Source organism: Sorangium sp. So ce302 (genome assembly GCF_051530145.1).
In the GTDB taxonomy this organism is placed as follows: domain Bacteria; phylum Myxococcota_A; class Polyangia; order Polyangiales; family Polyangiaceae; genus Sorangium; species Sorangium cellulosum_B.
This window is the reverse complement of the sequence record NZ_CP150326.1, coordinates 8240403-8255543: the sequence shown is the minus strand read 5'-3', so window position 1 is coordinate 8255543 and position 15141 is coordinate 8240403. Positions and strand designations below refer to the sequence as shown.

The following is a 15141-nucleotide window of genomic DNA, read 5'->3' as shown; positions in this document are numbered from 1 at the left end:
GGGCGCCGCGCTCACGGCGGAGCGGCGCTTCCTCGGAGCGCGCCGGGGCAGTCCACACGCCGGAGGGGAGAGAAAGGTCGCGCCGACGGTAGCAAGCCGCATTGATGACGCGCCCGGATACAACAGGTGCGGAGATCCGCGGAGACCGAACCGTATTGCCCCTGGCCGGCACTGTCGGAGATGGCGGCCGAGGTGGCACAGGACCGGAGCAGGCGAGAACCAGCGCCAGCAGGCCGAAAGCGAGCCAGACGATGAGAGGATAGCCCGCGCAAATCCGTTCCGACCCGTCAAGAATTCCCCGCCGACGACCGGCAGTTGACATAACGTACAAAACGTGCCGATCCGCTGAACCGCCTAGGTCCTTCTGCGCTCGCGCTCGTGCCGGCAAAGCTCGGGCCCGACCGCCCGTCAGCGGATCGTCGCGTAAAGGAGGTTGAAGCACATCTCATCGTTCGAACCCTCACCATACTTCGTCGTCTCCGTACGGCTCCGCGTGTCGAAGCCGCATGTGATGCTGAGGATGTCGGCGCCCTTCAATTCGAGCGGCGCCTCGTACCACCACAGGTTCTGCCAGTGGAAGTTCCAGCGGTCGACGTCCGTGAAGCACACATCCACGCCATCCACCTTCGCCACAGTCCGCTGGGTCTGACCGATATAGTGCATGTGGGGTAGTGCGCCCCAGATTCGAAGTCCCTTGAAGGCGGGATCGGCGAAGCTCGGGTGCATCGCCGACAAGGCAAGCTCGCGCTTCACCTCGACAAGCTGCTGGCCGGGCGGCAACGAGATGTCCTCGGCGGCGATGTCGATATAGAATCCCGTTGTCAGCGCTGCATCCCCGCTCAATTGAAGCTGGATCTTCGAACGATCCACGAACGGGCCGCCACCCGGTGGGACATTGTAGTGCATCTGTACGACCAGCTTGCGACCCGCCGCGTAGCGGATCCCCGTCCCCTCGGGGAACGCGTTCGCGCCGGCTCCTGGAACCCAGATTGCCAAGAGCTCAACCCGGTCGACGCCAACCCCACCGAAGCACGTGTACCCGGGCCCCGCCTCGGCTGCGTCCAGAGCGGCCGCCTCCGCCTCCGCCTCGCCGTCCGCCAGCTCGAAGAGCGCCACGTGGTGAACGACGCGCGATTCGCCTGGCTGGATATCGTAACCGGTGATGAACGTGTCCGCGTGAATCCCGGGATCGACCATGAAGCAATGGTAATCGTCCAGCTCGCCCGGATGAGGCTGAGGCGTGTAGTCGACGCCGATATCGAGCTGCGCGAGCTCCCCCGTGAGCTTGAGCGTGTTGTCCTCAGGCGGCGGCGCGGCAGCCCGATCGCCGAGCGGAGCGCCAGCTGCGGACCAGCGTCGGAACAGGTCAATCTCTTCGTCGCTCAGCCAGTGGGCGTTCTTGTAGGTGTTGCACGTTCCGTCGTTGCTGACCGGCATCGGCGGCATTCGCCGAGCCTCCGTGGCGGCCGCCGCGGCCCCGGCCATCTGCTGCGCGACCGTCGGGTCTGAGAGAGAGAAGCGCCCAATACCGCCCACCCGATGGCAGCCGGCGCACTCCCTGTTCACCAGTGGGGCGATGTCCTCGTAATAGGTAGGCTCGTTCCCGCCGACGGGGCTCGGTGTTGGAACGTCCCGTCCTGAGACGTCCTCGCCGCCGCAACCGGCGCCCCCTAGGAGCGCGAACAGCGTCAGCATCGCGATGCTGTAAAATTTCATGCCGTCCTCCACGGCGTGGATTTTGGGCACTCCCGTGTCACCCTTGAAGGACCCGATGCGACATTCTACGGACAGTTCGCGACAGGACGCCGACCGAACGCCCGCGGAAGAGCCGCACACGTCGAGCTCGATGGACACACGCGGCCCCCGAAAGCGGGCAGTTCGGCTGGACGCCACGCTGCCGTCCGTGGAGACGATATACGCGAGCCGAATCTCGCCCTTCGTGCGGTATGCGTCACGCGCTGGCTGGTCCGAGGACGCGCTCGCTGAGATGTGCCGCCGCCACGGCGTCAGCCGCGCCGCGCTCGACAGCCTCACGGCCCGCGTCCCAGCAGACGGCGCGTTCGCGCTCGTTCAGGAGATCTGCGCCGCCAGCGAGGACGACAACCTCGGACTCCACCTCGCCCTCGAGGCGAGCGCGAGCTGGATGTCCATCCTCGGTGTCCTCGGGATGAGCCTCACGAACCTCCGCGAGGCGCTCGAGGTCTGTTGCGGGTACGCTGGCCGCATGAACACCAGCGCCGCCATGAACATTTTTGTGAATGAAAGCGGCCAGGCCCATATTCGATGCAACCCCGCGCTGCACGAGCCGCGTCATTTCGCCGAGGCGAACCTGGGTGCCACCCTCACGATACTCTGCCGCTTCACAGGCACGACGATCAAGGCCCATCGGGTGTGCTTCCGCCATGCGGCGCCCGCGGCCCTGACCGACCATGTCTCGCTCTTCGGGACGACCGACCTGCGCTTCCGAGCGCCTATCAGTGAGCTCGTACTCCCGGCGTACGCGCTCGAACTCCCGCTCCGCAACGCTGATCCAGCCCTGGCGGCGTACCTGCGCAGCCAGGTAGATACGCTGCTCGAAGCGATGGGTGGAGACGATATCGCCGGCGCGGTCCGGCGATGTCTGCGCGACGCCCTCGAGCGGGGCGCAAAGCCGTCGATCGGCGGCGTGGCGCGCAGCTTCAAGACGACGAGCCGCACCTTGCAACGACGCCTCGCCGACGCCGGGGTCCAGTTCTCCGCCCTCCTGGAGCACGTCCGCTGCGAGCAGGCCATGACGCTCCTACAGCGCCCGCAGGCCAATCTCGACGATGTCGCCGAGCGCGTCGGCTTCTCCGACGTGCGCTCGTTCCGCCGCGCCTTGAAGCGCCTGACCGGCCGGACGCCGTCAGAGCTCCGTCGGTACGATCACGATGACGCCGCGCCGTGACTGCCCAGCGCTGTGCGCTCCCGACGAGCATGACGTCGAGGAGCACCTCGTCGCCGATCTTCACCCGCTGTCGGTGATCATCGCGTCCCGCGTAGGGCCGGTGAAGACCGCGGCCCCATGATCGCCAGCGTTCACCGTTCACCGCCGGCACCCTGAACCGCGCCGTCGCCCTTGGGGATGAGGAGGCGGCGCGGATCATTCACGAGGCGATCGGTCGACTGCTCGGCCTGGTGCCAGCACGGGAGGGGAGAGAAAGGTCGCGCCGACCGTAGCAAGCCGCAGCATTGACGAGGCGCCCGGATAGGACAGGTGCGGAGATCCGCGGAAACCGAACCGTCTTGGCCTTGGCCGGCACCGTCGGAGATGGCGGCCGCGGTGGCACAGGACCGGAGCAGGCGAGAACCTGCGCTGGCAGCACGATGGCGAGCCAGAGCAGGTTCTCGTGCCAATCCTTGCTCTCGCAGGGCCTCGTTACGGCAACGGTCACGCTGCTCGCGAGCTGACGGCTGCCGCGTAGGCGATCGCGCTCTGCAGGCGCTTCCGGCCGCCGGCGGCGCTCACGACGACGTCGCGAATCCCGGCTTCGCGATCTTCCTGCAGAGCTTGATGGCGCCCTGAGGGCCGCGCTCACCTCAGCGTGAGTGTTGCGGTCGCCAGCGTGGTGCCCTCGGCGGTGCGCACGACGCCCGAAAGCGTGCGTGGACAGCTCGAGAAAGACTTCACCAGCACGGAGGCGGTGTAGCGCGTGGGCTCGCCGGGGTTTCCCGGTCGGAACGAGGTCATGTAGTGGGCCAGTCCCTCGAACTCGAGGAGACCCGCTGGGTGCGTCCCCCCGTGGCCGAATGTCAGGACCTGACCGTCCGCGACGAGCTCGACGATCAGACCGAAAGTGCGGCTCATCGTCGGAAGGCATGGGCCCAACCCGGGCCCAAGCGTCATGCCCTGGGGGGGAGCTCGCCGTGATCGAGACGTCGCGTCGGGCCGGGGTGATCGCCTCGCTCGCCAGCACCCTGAGCCGCGCCGTCGCCCTCGGGGACGAGGCGGCGGCCCGGGTCGTTCACGAGGCGATCGGTCGGCTGCTCGGGCTGCCGGTGGCACCGGAGGGGTGACCGAGCTTAGGCCGAACGTCGAACCCCGCGCTCGCGAACACCACCCGCACGAAAAGGCAGCCTGAACTCCTGCCAATCGGGTCCCACGGTGAGCGCCCGCGAGGGCAGCGTCGACCTCAGGGAGCGGGGGTGAAGGCGACGGTGAGCGTGTAGGGGCCGCTGTTGATCGACGTGTAGGTGTCGACGATGACGAACAGGGGCTCGCCGCCGGTGACCTCGATCACGAGCGTCTCGTCATGGCCGCGGCCTTCTTCGTCGACGCACGCGAGCTCGGAGCCGAAGTCCGCGCAGCTCTCGCGCAGGTAGATGCCCAGGTCGGTCTCGGCGGACAGCGTCAGCGTGAGCGTGCCGTCGCTCGGCGGCGTGAACGTGTGGATCGTCTCCGGCACGTCCCATCCGAGGCAGCTGCCCTCGAACACCGAGGTGCCGGTCGCCGTGTTGCCCGTGTTCTCGCCGATCACGAGCTCGACCGCGTTCTCGCACAGCACGTCGGGCTCGTAGGTGCACGTGGCGGAGCAGCCATCGCCGCTCATGGTGTTGCCGTCGTCGCACTGCTCGGCCGAGCCGACGGCGCCGTCGCCGCAGACGATCGGCGTGAAGCTGACGTTCAGCGTGTAGGGACCGGCCTCCCCCGGCTCATAGGAGTCGACGACGATCGGCACGGTCTGGCCGTCGCTCACGTGGATCTCGATCCGCTCTTCGTCGGGCAAACCATCGTAGGGGTAGTTCTCGTCGGAGCAGTCGATCTCGGAGAGCATGTCCGCGCACGAGCTACGGGCGTAGACGCTATGCTCGGTCGGCGACTCGAGCTCGACCACGAGCGTGCCCGACTGCCCGGCGGGCGGCGTGAACAGGTGGATCTCTTCCGGTCCGTGCCCCGCGTTGCCGAGGTAGCAGGTCCCTTCCAGCCCCCTCGTGCCCCCCGACGTGTCGCCGTGGATCGTCGTCGAGACGATCGGTGTCGCGCTCGCGCAGGCGGCCTCGGCGATCGGGGTGCAGGTCGCGGCGCAGTCGGTGTCCGCGCAGTCGTAGGACCCGTCCCCGTCGTCGTCCTCGTGGTTCGCGCAGTCCGTCTCGCCTGGCGTGCAGGCGCCGCTCAGGGGGTCGCACACGCCGAGCGAGGGGCACTGCGCGTTCGATGTGCACCTCGGGACGCAGGCCCGGATGCCGCCGCCGATGTCCTCGCAGGCATAACCGTCGCGGCACTCCGACGACGCGCTGCAGAGCGCCAGGCACGCGCCCACGCCATCGAAGAGATCAAGACAGACCCCGCCGTCGCACTCTCCGCCCGGCGTTGGCTCGGCCGCGGGCTCACACAGGTCCGAGCAGAGCCCGGACGGGTACCCAAGTTCCTCCTCGGAGAGGCAGATGTCCCCGGTGCACGCATCGTCCGTCGCGCAGGCCTCGTACAGCGCGCCCGCCGGCCCGCCGCCGCCGCCGGTTGGCTCGGCGCCGCCGCCGCCTCCGCCGCCACCGGTGCCGGTGGGCTCGGCGCCGCCAGCACCGCCACCGCCGGTGGGCTCGGCGCCGCCGCCGCCGCCTCCGCCGCCACCGGTGCCGGTGCCGGTGGGCTCGGCGCCGCCGCCACCGCCGGTGGGCTCGGCGCCGCCGCCGCCGCCTCCGCCGCCGGTGCCGGCTGGCTCGGCGCCGCCGCCGGTGCCGGTGGGCTCGGCGCCGCCGCCGGTGCCGGTGGGCTCGGCGCCGCCGCCGGTGCCGGTGGGCTCGGCGCCGCCGCCGGTGCCGGTGGGCTCGGCGCCGCCGCCGGTGCCGGTGGGCTCGGCGCCGCCGCCACCGCCTCCGCCGGTGCCAGTTGCGGTGCTCGTGGCGTCGACGCCGCCGCCACCGCCAGCGCCGCCGGCGCCGCCATTGCCGCCGGCGCCGCCCTGGCCGTCATCGTCTCCGCAGCCCGCGGCAGCCGACAGCGCCAGCACGAAAAGACCTGCAACGAGTCGTACGTTCATCCACCTGCTCCAACGCAAGAGAGAGAGCTGTCGTGACGCGACGTGGGCCTCACCCCACGGCGCAGCGTGATGCCATCTTCGGCACAACCGATCCGCCTGGCAAACCCCCTTTCATGAAGGCCGCCTGCCTCCGCCGCGCGCCAGTGCGCGCGGCCGCCGGATCCGGGCGTGGCTGCGCATCGCACGGAGAATCGCGCGCGGAGCGCACAATGCGCCTGGATCGTCTGCTGAGAGGGCTGCTCTTCTTTCATCAAACGCTCCGGACTCGCCCTCCGACAGTACGCGAATTGAGGGTCGGTGCTTCAGGCACATTGGCACGGAGGGCTCCGCCGCCAGCGGAGTGACCTCCTGGGGTAGCTGGTGTTGATCAGGAACCTCGTATCCGAAAAACCTGCCGCGAATACCTGGGCAAGAGCAGGATCGGGATCCGAGTCAAGCGGCCAGGCGCGGGGCCCTATGCGCTGTCGAGCATGATGGACGCGAGCTTCATGGCCGCTGCCTCCAGGTGCGCCTGGCGGCGACGTCACCCACACTCTGCCAGGTGAACGCGTGACCAGCATTTTGCTTGGTTTCCTTGTTGTGTGAACGTTCACATGTGGTTTATCATCTCGGCACTCGAAGCGCTCCGAAAAGGAGGGCCGATGCCCGATTCTTGCCCCGGAGGAAATTTATGATCAGAAGAGTCACCGGCGCAGCGCTGCTCGCCGTGCTCGCCGCAGGGTCCCTGACGCTGGCCGCGTGCGGTCGCAGCGACGACGGCGAGTCCGGCGGCAAGGAGCTGCGCATCTGGCACTACGAGGCTCCCGAGAGCGCCATGGGCGTGGCCTGGAACGAGGCCATCAAGGAGTTCGAGGCCACTCATCCGGGCGTGAAGGTCAAGCTCGAGGAGAAGGGCTTCGAGCAGATCCAGAAGACCGCGCCCATGATCATGAACTCCAAGAGCGCCCCCGACGTCATGGAGTACAACAAGGGCAACGCGACCGCCGGGCTGCTGTCCAAGCAGGGCCTGCTCGAGGACCTCACGCCCGAGGTCACCAAGCGCGGCTGGGACAAGCTGATCAGCTCGAACGTGCAGGCCGTCGCCAGGTACGACGAAAAGGGCATCATGGGCGGCGGCAAGTGGTACGGAGTCCCCAACTACGCCGAGTACACACAGGTCTACTACAACAAGGACCTGTTCAAGAAGTACGACGTCAAGGTCCCGACCACGTTCGACGAATTCACCAAGGCGATGGACGCGTTCGTCGCCAATGGCGTCACGCCGCTGGCGAACGCCGGCGCCGAGTACATGGCGCAGCAGTACGTCTACCAGCTCGCGCTGGACAAGGCCGACCAGCCGTGGGTGAACTCGTTCCAGCGCTACACCGGCAAAACCGACTTCACCGACCCGGCATGGACGTACGGGGCGACCACGTTCGCCGACTGGGTGACGAAGGGCTACATCGCCAAGAACTCAGTCAGCGCCAAGGCCGAGGATGCCGGGGTGGCGTTCATGAGCGGCAAGTTCCCGATGATGTTCTCCGGGAGCTGGTGGTTCGGCCGCGTGGCCAAGGAGGCCAAATTCGACTGGGGTACCTCCGTGTGGCCCGGCGCCAAGATGACCCTCGGATCGGGCGGAAATCTGTGGGTCGTGCCGGCAGGATCGAAGAACAAGCAGCTCGCCTACGACTTCATCGACATCACGCTGAAGAAGAAGATCCAGAACATTCTCGGCAACGCGGGCGCGGTGCCGGTGGCGGCCGACAGCTCGGCCATCACCGAGCCCAGGGCCAAGAAGCTCAACGACGACTTCAACACCCTCGCCCAGTCGAGCGGCCTGGCGTACTACCCGGACTGGCCGGTCGCGGGCTTCTACGATCAGTGGGTCTCGCATACCCAGAAGCTCATGAACGGCGATTCGCCGCAGTCGGTGCTCAGCGGAATCCAGAGATCCTACGACAGCGGCCTGCCCAAGTGACGACACGCAGCTTGACGGGGCGTGACCGGCTCGCCTACCTGCCCTACCTGATCCCCGGGCTGCTGCTGTTCGCCGGGGTCATCGGGGCGCCGTTCCTGATGAACCTCGCGACCAGCTTCACCGAGTGGGCCGGCGTCGGCACCCCGACGTGGGTGGGGCTGGACAACTACCGGGAGCTGGCGACGGACGGCGAGTTCTGGGCGTCGTTCCGGCACAACGCCCTGGTCATCGTCGGGATGGCGATCATCCCGACGATGATCGGGCTCGTGCTGGCCTCCGCCCTGACCGACCTGATCGACCGGCACTTCGGGCCGCGCACCGCCAGCGCCCTGCGCGCCTGCATCTACCTGCCGCAGGTCCTGCCGATCGTCATCGCGGGCATCGTCTGGAGCTGGCTGCTCGCCCCCGAGAACGGCGCGGTCAACGACCTTCTGGACGCGATCGGGCTCGGCTCGCTCGCGCACGACTGGCTCGGCGATCCCGCCACCGCGCTGTGGAGCGTCATGGGGGTCATGGTCTGGATCCAGATCGGATTCCCCCTCGTGATCTTCATGTCCGGGCTGCAGCGCGTGGACCCCTCGCTGTACGAGGCGGCCGAGATCGACGGGGCCTCGTGGGCGCAGCGCTTCTGGCACGTCGCGATCCCGCAGATCAGGCCCGAGATCTTCGTGGTGCTGCTGTGGACGACGATCGCCGCGCTCAAGGCGTTCCCGCACATCTTCGTGCTCACCAGGGGCGGCCCGGGGGGCGCGACCAGCGTGCCGTCCTACTACTCCTACGTCAATTTCTTCGAGAAGACCGACGTCGGCTACGGCTCCGCGATCGCCACCGTGCTGACGCTGATCATCATCGCGCTCACCATCGCCTTCCTGCGGCTGCAGGGCCGTGAGCTGGGGGAGGAGCGGTGACCGTGACGCTGGCCGAGAGCCCGGTGAGCGCACCGGCGCGGAGCCGGCCGCGGCGGCGCCGCCGGGGTCCGTCGGCTTACGCGGTGCTGGCGGCGCTGGCCGCGCTGGCCGGGATCATGCTGATCCCCTTCGCGGTGGTGGTCTTCAACGCGCTGAAGACGCCGGAGGAGTACACCGCCAACGGCCCGCTCGCCCCGCCGGAGGGATTCCATCTCGAGGGGATCAGGGTCTTCTGGGAGCGCGTCGGCTTCGGCCACGTCCTGTTCAACAGCCTGCTCATCAGCGGCTCGGTGGCCGTGCTGGCGGTCGTGCTGTCGGTGCTGAACGCCTACGCGCTGGGCATCGGCCGGATCAAGGGACGGATGTGGGTGCTGGTCCTGCTGCTGATGGCCAACACGCTGCCGCAGGAGTCGCTGGTCTACCCGCTGTACTACCTGGCCAACAAGCTCGGGCTCTACGACACCCGGATCAGCGTGATCATCGTGTTCGCCGTCGTCCAGAGCGCGTTCGGCACCTACCTGCTGTCGTCGGTGATGTCCGCGTTCCCCCGGCCGCTGCTGGACGCGGCGCGGATCGACGGCGCCAGCCGGTGGCAGATCCTGTGGCGGGTGGTCGTGCCGGTCGTGCGGCCCGCGCTGGCAGTGATGCTCGTCTTCTTCTTCATCTGGACGTGGAACGAGTTCCTGATCCCCCTCGTCTTCCTCATCTCCAACGACAACCAGACGGTCTCGGTCGCGCTCGGCGTGCTGCAGGGGCAGCGGCTGATGGACGCCACCATGTCCAGCGCCGCCGCGCTGCTCGGCCTGCTGCCGACCATCGTCTTCTTCCTCATCTTCCAGCGCACGCTATCGCGCGGACTCACAGCAGGAGCGATTAAGGAATGAAGTTCAGCGACGGTTACTGGATGATGCGCAAGGGCGTGCGCGCGGTCCACCCGGTGGAGGTACTCGACATCGACGCCGGGCCGGCGTCGTTCGTCGTGTACGCGCCCGTCCAGCGGATACGGCACCGCGGCGACCTGCTCAAGGGCCCGATGGTGACCGTCACCTGCGCGTCCCCGATGCCGGACGTCATCGGTGTCACCATCACGCACTTCGCGGGCGAGCGGCCCCGCGGCCCGGCGTTCGAGCTGGCCATCGACCCGACCGGGGCGGTGACGTTGGACGAGGAGGCGGCCACGCTGACCTCCGGCGCGCTGTCGGTGCGGGTCGGGCGCGGCGAGGGGTGGAGGCTGGACTTCCTGGCCCGGGGCCGCCGCCTCACCGGCAGCGCGCAGAAGGCGATGGCGATCATCGACACCGACGACGGCCGCCACTACGTGCGCGAGCAGCTCGACCTCGGCGTGGACCACTTCGTGTACGGGCTCGGCGAGCGGTTCGGGCCGCTGGTCAAGAACGGCCAGGCTGTGGACATCTGGAACGCCGACGGCGGCACGTCCAGCGAGCAGGCGTACAAGAACGCGCCGTTCTTCCTCACCAACGCGGGCTACGGCGTGTTCGTCGACCATCCCGGGCGCGCGTCGTTCGAGGTGGCCTCCGAGGCGATGGCGCGGACGCAGTTCAGCGTCGAGGGCCAGTCGATGCGCTACTTCCTCATCTACGGGCCGACGCCGAGGGAGATCCTGCGCAAGTACACCGCGCTCACCGGGCGGCCCGCGCGGGTGCCGGGCTGGTCGTACGGGCTGTGGCTGTCCACCTCGTTCACCACCGATTACGACGAGGCGACCGTCACCTCGTTCATCGACGGGATGGCCGAGCGGGGCCTGCCGCTCAGCGTGTTCCACTTCGACTGCTTCTGGATGCGCGAGTTCCGGTGGTGCGATTTCGAGTGGGATCCGCGCGTGTTCCCCGACCCTCCCGGGATGCTGCGCCGGCTCAGGGGGCGCGGCCTGCGCATCTGCGTCTGGATCAACCCCTACATCGGGCAGCGCTCGCCGCTGTTCGAGGAGGGCAGGGCGCGCGGCTACCTGCTGCGCCGCCCGAACGGCGATGTGTGGCAGTGGGACCTGTGGCAGCCGGGCCTGGCCGTGGTCGACTTCACCAACCCCGAGGCCCGCGCGTGGTACGCCGCCAAGCTCGACGCGTTGCTCGACATGGGCGTGGACTGCTTCAAGACCGACTTCGGCGAGCGCATCCCCACCGACGTCGTCTACCACGACGGGTCCGACCCGGAACGCGCGCACAACTACTACGCCTACCTCTACAACCAGACGGTGTTCGAGCTCTTGCGCAAGCGGCGCGGCGAGGGCGAGGCGATCGTGTTCGCCCGCTCGGCCACGGCGGGCGGGCAGCAGTTCCCGGTGCACTGGGGCGGCGACTGCGAGTCGACGTTCGAGGGCATGGGGGAGAGCCTGCGGGGCGGCCTGTCGCTGGGCATGTCGGGCTTCGGCTTCTGGAGCCACGACATCGGCGGATTCGAGGGCACCCCCGACCCGGCGCTGTTCAAACGATGGATCGCGTTCGGGCTGCTATCGTCGCACAGCCGGCTGCACGGAAGCCGCTCCTACCGGGTGCCATGGCTGTTCGATGAGGAGTCGGTGGAGGTCCTGCGGCGCTTCAGCCGGCTGAAGATGCGGCTGATGCCCTACCTGGCCGGGGCCGCGCGGCAGGCGTACGGCGAGGGCCTGCCGATGATGCGCGCGATGGTCGTCGAGTTCCCGGACGACCCGGCCTGCACGCATCTGGAGCGGCAGTACATGCTGGGCGACGACCTGCTCGTGGCGCCTGTCTTCTCCGCCGACGGGGAGCTCTCCTACTATGTGCCGTGCGGCGTTTGGACGCACTACCTCACCGGGGAGCGCGTCGAGGGCGGCCGCTGGGTGCGCGAGCGCCACGGGTTCGACAGCGTGCCGCTGCTCGTCCGGCCGGGGGCGGTGATCCCCGAGGGCGCGGTGGAGGACCGTCCCGATTACGACCACGCGGACGGGGTAACGCTGCGCGTGTACGAGCCGGCGGACGGCGCCCGCGTCACCACCGTGATCCCGGGCGCGGACGGGGACGCGGTCACGACGTTCACCACGTCCCGGGACGGCCCGGTGGTGCGGGTGGAGGCCGCGGGCGCCCCAGGTGCCTGGAGCGTTCTCCTCGTCAACCGCCGCGTCGCGGCCTTTGAAGGCGGGGAGAGCGCGGAGCACCCGCGGGGAGCGCTGGTCAGGGCGACCGGCGGCCAGCTGGTCATCACGCTGGAAGAGAAGGGCAGAACCACGGCGCCCGGTCCCAAAGGAGACGACCGATGAAGATATCTCGCTCAATCGCTGCTTCCGTTCCGTTCGTCCTCGCGCTTTCGTTTCACCCCTCGGACTCGAGCGCGAGTGACATGCTGCCGTTCCAGGATCCCGGTCTGGGGATCGAGATCCGCGTCCGCGACCTCCTCGGCCGGCTCACGCTCGACGAGAAGATCTCGCTCCTGCATCAGTTTCAGCCTGCCATTCCGCGGCTCGGCATTCCGGACTTCAAGGCTGGCACCGAGGCGCTGCACGGAGTGGCCTGGTCGACCGATCGCGACAACGGAGGCGCCGTCGTGACGGCGACCGGCACGGTGTTCCCGCAGGCGATCGGCCTGGCGACGACCTGGAACACGGATCTCATCCGGCAGGTCGGCGAGGCTGTCGGAGACGAAGCTCGCGGCCATCACGCGCTCGCCCCTCGCATCTGGGGTCTGCAGGTGTGGGCGCCCGTGGTCAACCTCCTGCGCGACCCGCGCTGGGGGCGCAACGAGGAGGGCTACTCCGAGGACCCGCTCCTCTCCGGTGCGATCGCCACCGCATACGGGCGCGGCCTCGAAGGGGACGACCCGCTCTACCTGAAGACCGCGCCGGTCATCAAGCACTATCTCGCCAACAACAACGAGATTCATCGTGACACCACGTCATCGAATCTGCGCCCCCGCGTGAAGCACGAGTATGACGAGCTGGCCTTCAAGATACCCATCGCCGCCGACGCCGTGACCGGCGTCATGACGTCCTACAACCTGGTCAACGGCAGGCCGTGCACCGTCAACCCGGATGTCGGCGACGTCGTGCGGAGCTGGACGGAGAAGACGCTCTACAACGTGTCCGACGCCTGGGCCCCCAACAACTTGAGCGCCTCGCAGAAGTACTTCGCCACGAGCGAGGAGGCCTTCGCGGCCACGCTCCTGGCCGGAGTGGACAGCTTCACCGTCGACGACGCCAACAGCGCGCGCACCATCGAGATTCTCCACTCGGCGCTCGCGCAAGGGCTCCTCACCGAGGAGGACATCGACGCCTCCGTCGAGCACGTCCTTTCCGTCCGCCTCCGGCTCGGTGATTTCGACCTGGATGGGGGCCCCTACGCCGACATCGGGCCCGAGGTCATCGACAGCCCGGAGCACCGCCAGCTGGCCCGCCGGGCCGCCGACGAGGCCATGGTGCTGCTCGAGAACAGGCGTCGCCTCCTGCCGCTGAACCCGGCGGCCACGCGGCGGATCGCGGTCGTCGGGCCTCTCTCGGACACGCTCTACACGGACTGGTACTCCGGGGCGCTCCCGTACCGGGTCACGCCCCTGGACGGCATCCGCGAGCGGCTCCCCGACGCCACCGTCCTCTCCAGCGAGGCCGTGGACCGGATCGTGCTGCGCGACGTCGCGAGCGGCCGCTACGTGACCGCCGGCGCGGACGAGGACGGGGACATCCTGCGCGTCAGCGCGGCCAGCGCGGGTCCCACCGAGGAGTTCGACGTGTTCGACTGGGGGCAAGGCATCGTCACGTTGCGCAGCGCGGCCAACGGCAAGGTCGTCGACCGCTTCAACTTCGGCCCCAACTTCGCGAACCGCGCCGCCCAGCCGTACGGCTGGTTCGTCCAGCAGCAGTTCGTCCTCGAGCCGCAGAGCGACGGCACGCACGTCATCCGCTACGCCGGATACGAGAAGGCATTCGACTGGGCCGGACCCGAGGTCTACCTGACGATCGCCGAGGACGGCGCGCTCGCCCTGACCGCGACCGAGGCGGCCAACGCGGCTCACTTCGCGGTCGACGTGGTCCGGAGCGGCGTCGACGAGGCCGTGCGCGCGGCGACAGGCGCCGACGCCGCCGTGGTCATCGTTGGCAGCATGCCGTTCATCAACGGGCGGGAGGATCACGACCGCACGTCGATGGCGCTGGCCGAGCGGCAGTCCGCCCTGGTACGGGCGGTGCTCGCCGCCAATCCGCGCACCATCCTCGTGCTCGAGACGAGCTATCCGATGACCATCCCGTGGGAGAAGCTCCGCGTCCCTGCCATCCTGTGGACCACCCATGCGGGCCAGGAAACCGGCAATGCCATCTCCGACGTCCTCTTCGGCGACCACAATCCTGCCGGGCGACTGACCCAGACCTGGTACCGCTCGGCGGGCGACCTGCCGGATGTCCTCGAGTACGACATCATCAAGGCCCGGCGGACCTATCTCTACTTCGACGGTGATCCGCTCTATCCGTTCGGATACGGGCTGTCGTACTCGACCTTTGGGTACGACAACCTCCAGCTGAGCGCCCGGTCGGTCCAGGCCGGCGACCAGATCTCGGTGCGCGTCGACGTCACGAACACGAGCCTGCGAGCCGGCGACGAGGTCGTTCAGCTCTACAGCCGCCAGCCATCGTCGCGCGATCCGCAGCCCGTCAAGCAGCTGCGGGCGTTTCGGCGGATCCACCTCGCGCCGGGCGAGAAGCGGACGGTCGAGCTCGCTTTCGCCGCCTCCGACCTTGCCCACTGGGACGTGACCCGGGGCCGCTGGGTCCTCGAGGCGGCTGGCGTCGAGCTGATGGTCGGCTCCTCCTCGGCCGACGTCCGCCGGAGCGCGGTCGTGCGCGTGCACGGCGAGCGCATCCCGGCGCGCGACCTCGCCCGCGAGACGCGAGCGCTCGACTTCGACGACTACGCCGGCATCGAGCTGGTCGACGAGAGCATGGAGTGGGGCGACGCCGTGGGCGCCACCGCGGGCGACTGGCTCCGGTTCTCCGATGTGGAGCTGGGCCGCGGTGCCAGCCACTTCAGCGGCGGGTTCGCCCGCGCCGAGGCGGGCGACGCGCTCGTCGAGATCCGGCTCGACGATCCGGTCCGCGGCAAGGTGGTTGGGACCGCCGTCGTGCCGAGCACCGGCGACGTGTACGCATACACGACCGTGGCCGCCGAGCTCGACGGCGCTTACGGGCGACACGAGGTCTACCTCGTGTTCCGTGGAGCCGCCCGCCTGTCGACCTTCGCGATCGACTGAGGGGCCTTCGACGTAGGTCTCTTGCAACCCCGTCTCCGTGCCGGTTTATCACCGCGCACCCACGTTCCCATGA

11 protein-coding genes are annotated in these 15141 nt (G+C 68.8%); 8 read left to right on the top strand and 3 right to left on the bottom strand.

Annotated elements, in window-relative coordinates; translation table 11 throughout:
• Positions 1-408 precede the first annotated feature (408 nt).
• Positions 409-1728 (bottom strand): hypothetical protein, encoded by a 1320-nt coding sequence (locus WME73_RS31105; protein WP_437740009.1) that lies wholly within the window; start codon positions 1726-1728, stop codon positions 409-411.
• On the opposite strand from WME73_RS31105, the gene WME73_RS31100 reads away from it, so the two are divergent.
• On the top strand, positions 1715-2926 hold the full coding sequence (locus WME73_RS31100) for an AraC family transcriptional regulator ligand-binding domain-containing protein (RefSeq protein ID WP_437740008.1): 1212 nt from the start codon (positions 1715-1717) through the stop codon (positions 2924-2926). The two genes, WME73_RS31105 and WME73_RS31100, sit on opposite strands and share 14 nt — an antisense overlap.
• Positions 2910-3047, top strand: a complete 138-nt coding sequence (locus tag WME73_RS31095) for a hypothetical protein (RefSeq protein WP_437740007.1) — start codon at positions 2910-2912, stop codon at positions 3045-3047. The genes WME73_RS31100 and WME73_RS31095 overlap by 17 nt, the downstream gene beginning before the upstream one ends.
• Before the next feature lie 506 nt (positions 3048-3553).
• Here the strand turns inward: WME73_RS31095 and WME73_RS31090 are convergent.
• Positions 3554-3826 (bottom strand): hypothetical protein, encoded by a 273-nt coding sequence (locus tag WME73_RS31090; protein ID WP_437740006.1) that lies wholly within the window; start codon positions 3824-3826, stop codon positions 3554-3556.
• Positions 3827-3885: 59 nt separating this feature from the next.
• Between WME73_RS31090 and WME73_RS31085 the strand changes: the two genes are divergently transcribed.
• Positions 3886-4035 (top strand): hypothetical protein, encoded by a 150-nt coding sequence (locus WME73_RS31085; protein WP_437740005.1) that lies wholly within the window; start codon positions 3886-3888, stop codon positions 4033-4035.
• A gap of 116 nt (positions 4036-4151) precedes the next feature.
• Here WME73_RS31085 and WME73_RS31080 read toward each other — a convergent pair whose 3' ends face one another.
• Positions 4152-5996 carry a DUF4215 domain-containing protein gene (locus WME73_RS31080; RefSeq protein WP_437911901.1) on the bottom strand — a complete coding sequence of 615 codons (1845 nt, stop codon included), beginning with the start codon at positions 5994-5996 and terminating at the stop codon, positions 4152-4154.
• A 670-nt stretch (positions 5997-6666) separates the two neighbouring features.
• Here WME73_RS31080 and WME73_RS31075 point away from each other — a divergent pair.
• From WME73_RS31075 to WME73_RS31055, 5 genes are all read left to right on the top strand, one after another.
• Positions 6667-7953 carry an ABC transporter substrate-binding protein gene (locus WME73_RS31075; protein WP_437740003.1) on the top strand — a complete coding sequence of 429 codons (1287 nt, stop codon included), beginning with the start codon at positions 6667-6669 and terminating at the stop codon, positions 7951-7953.
• A gap of 11 nt (positions 7954-7964) precedes the next feature.
• Complete coding sequence (locus tag WME73_RS31070; RefSeq protein ID WP_434045986.1) at positions 7965-8861, top strand: carbohydrate ABC transporter permease; 897 nt, start codon at positions 7965-7967, stop codon at positions 8859-8861.
• Between the two features lie 116 nt (positions 8862-8977).
• Complete coding sequence (locus tag WME73_RS31065) at positions 8978-9745, top strand: carbohydrate ABC transporter permease (protein WP_437917447.1); 768 nt, start codon at positions 8978-8980, stop codon at positions 9743-9745.
• Positions 9742-12096 carry an alpha-xylosidase gene (gene yicI, locus WME73_RS31060; protein WP_437911900.1) on the top strand — a complete coding sequence of 785 codons (2355 nt, stop codon included), beginning with the start codon at positions 9742-9744 and terminating at the stop codon, positions 12094-12096. Before WME73_RS31065 ends, yicI begins: the two co-directional genes overlap by 4 nt.
• Positions 12093-15068, top strand: coding sequence for a glycoside hydrolase family 3 C-terminal domain-containing protein (locus WME73_RS31055; protein WP_437740001.1), 2976 nt, complete (start codon positions 12093-12095; stop codon positions 15066-15068). Before yicI ends, WME73_RS31055 begins: the two co-directional genes overlap by 4 nt.
• The last annotated feature ends 73 nt before the right edge of the window (positions 15069-15141 follow it).

What these genes read in the sequence shown, in the direction of transcription:
- WME73_RS31080 (WP_437911901.1), bottom strand. Translation starts at nt 5,996, where the DNA reads ATGAACGTACGACTCGTTGCAGGTCTTTTCGTGCTGGCGCTGTCGGCT.
- yicI (WP_437911900.1), top strand. Translation starts at nt 9,742, where the DNA reads ATGAAGTTCAGCGACGGTTACTGGATGATGCGCAAGGGCGTGCGCGCG.
- WME73_RS31090 (WP_437740006.1), bottom strand. Translation starts at nt 3,826, where the DNA reads ATGAGCCGCACTTTCGGTCTGATCGTCGAGCTCGTCGCGGACGGTCAG.
- WME73_RS31055 (WP_437740001.1), top strand. Translation starts at nt 12,093, where the DNA reads ATGAAGATATCTCGCTCAATCGCTGCTTCCGTTCCGTTCGTCCTCGCG.
- WME73_RS31095 (WP_437740007.1), top strand. Translation starts at nt 2,910, where the DNA reads ATGACGCCGCGCCGTGACTGCCCAGCGCTGTGCGCTCCCGACGAGCAT.
- WME73_RS31065 (WP_437917447.1), top strand. Translation starts at nt 8,978, where the DNA reads ATGCTGATCCCCTTCGCGGTGGTGGTCTTCAACGCGCTGAAGACGCCG.
- WME73_RS31075 (WP_437740003.1), top strand. Translation starts at nt 6,667, where the DNA reads ATGATCAGAAGAGTCACCGGCGCAGCGCTGCTCGCCGTGCTCGCCGCA.
- WME73_RS31100 (WP_437740008.1), top strand. Translation starts at nt 1,715, where the DNA reads ATGCCGTCCTCCACGGCGTGGATTTTGGGCACTCCCGTGTCACCCTTG.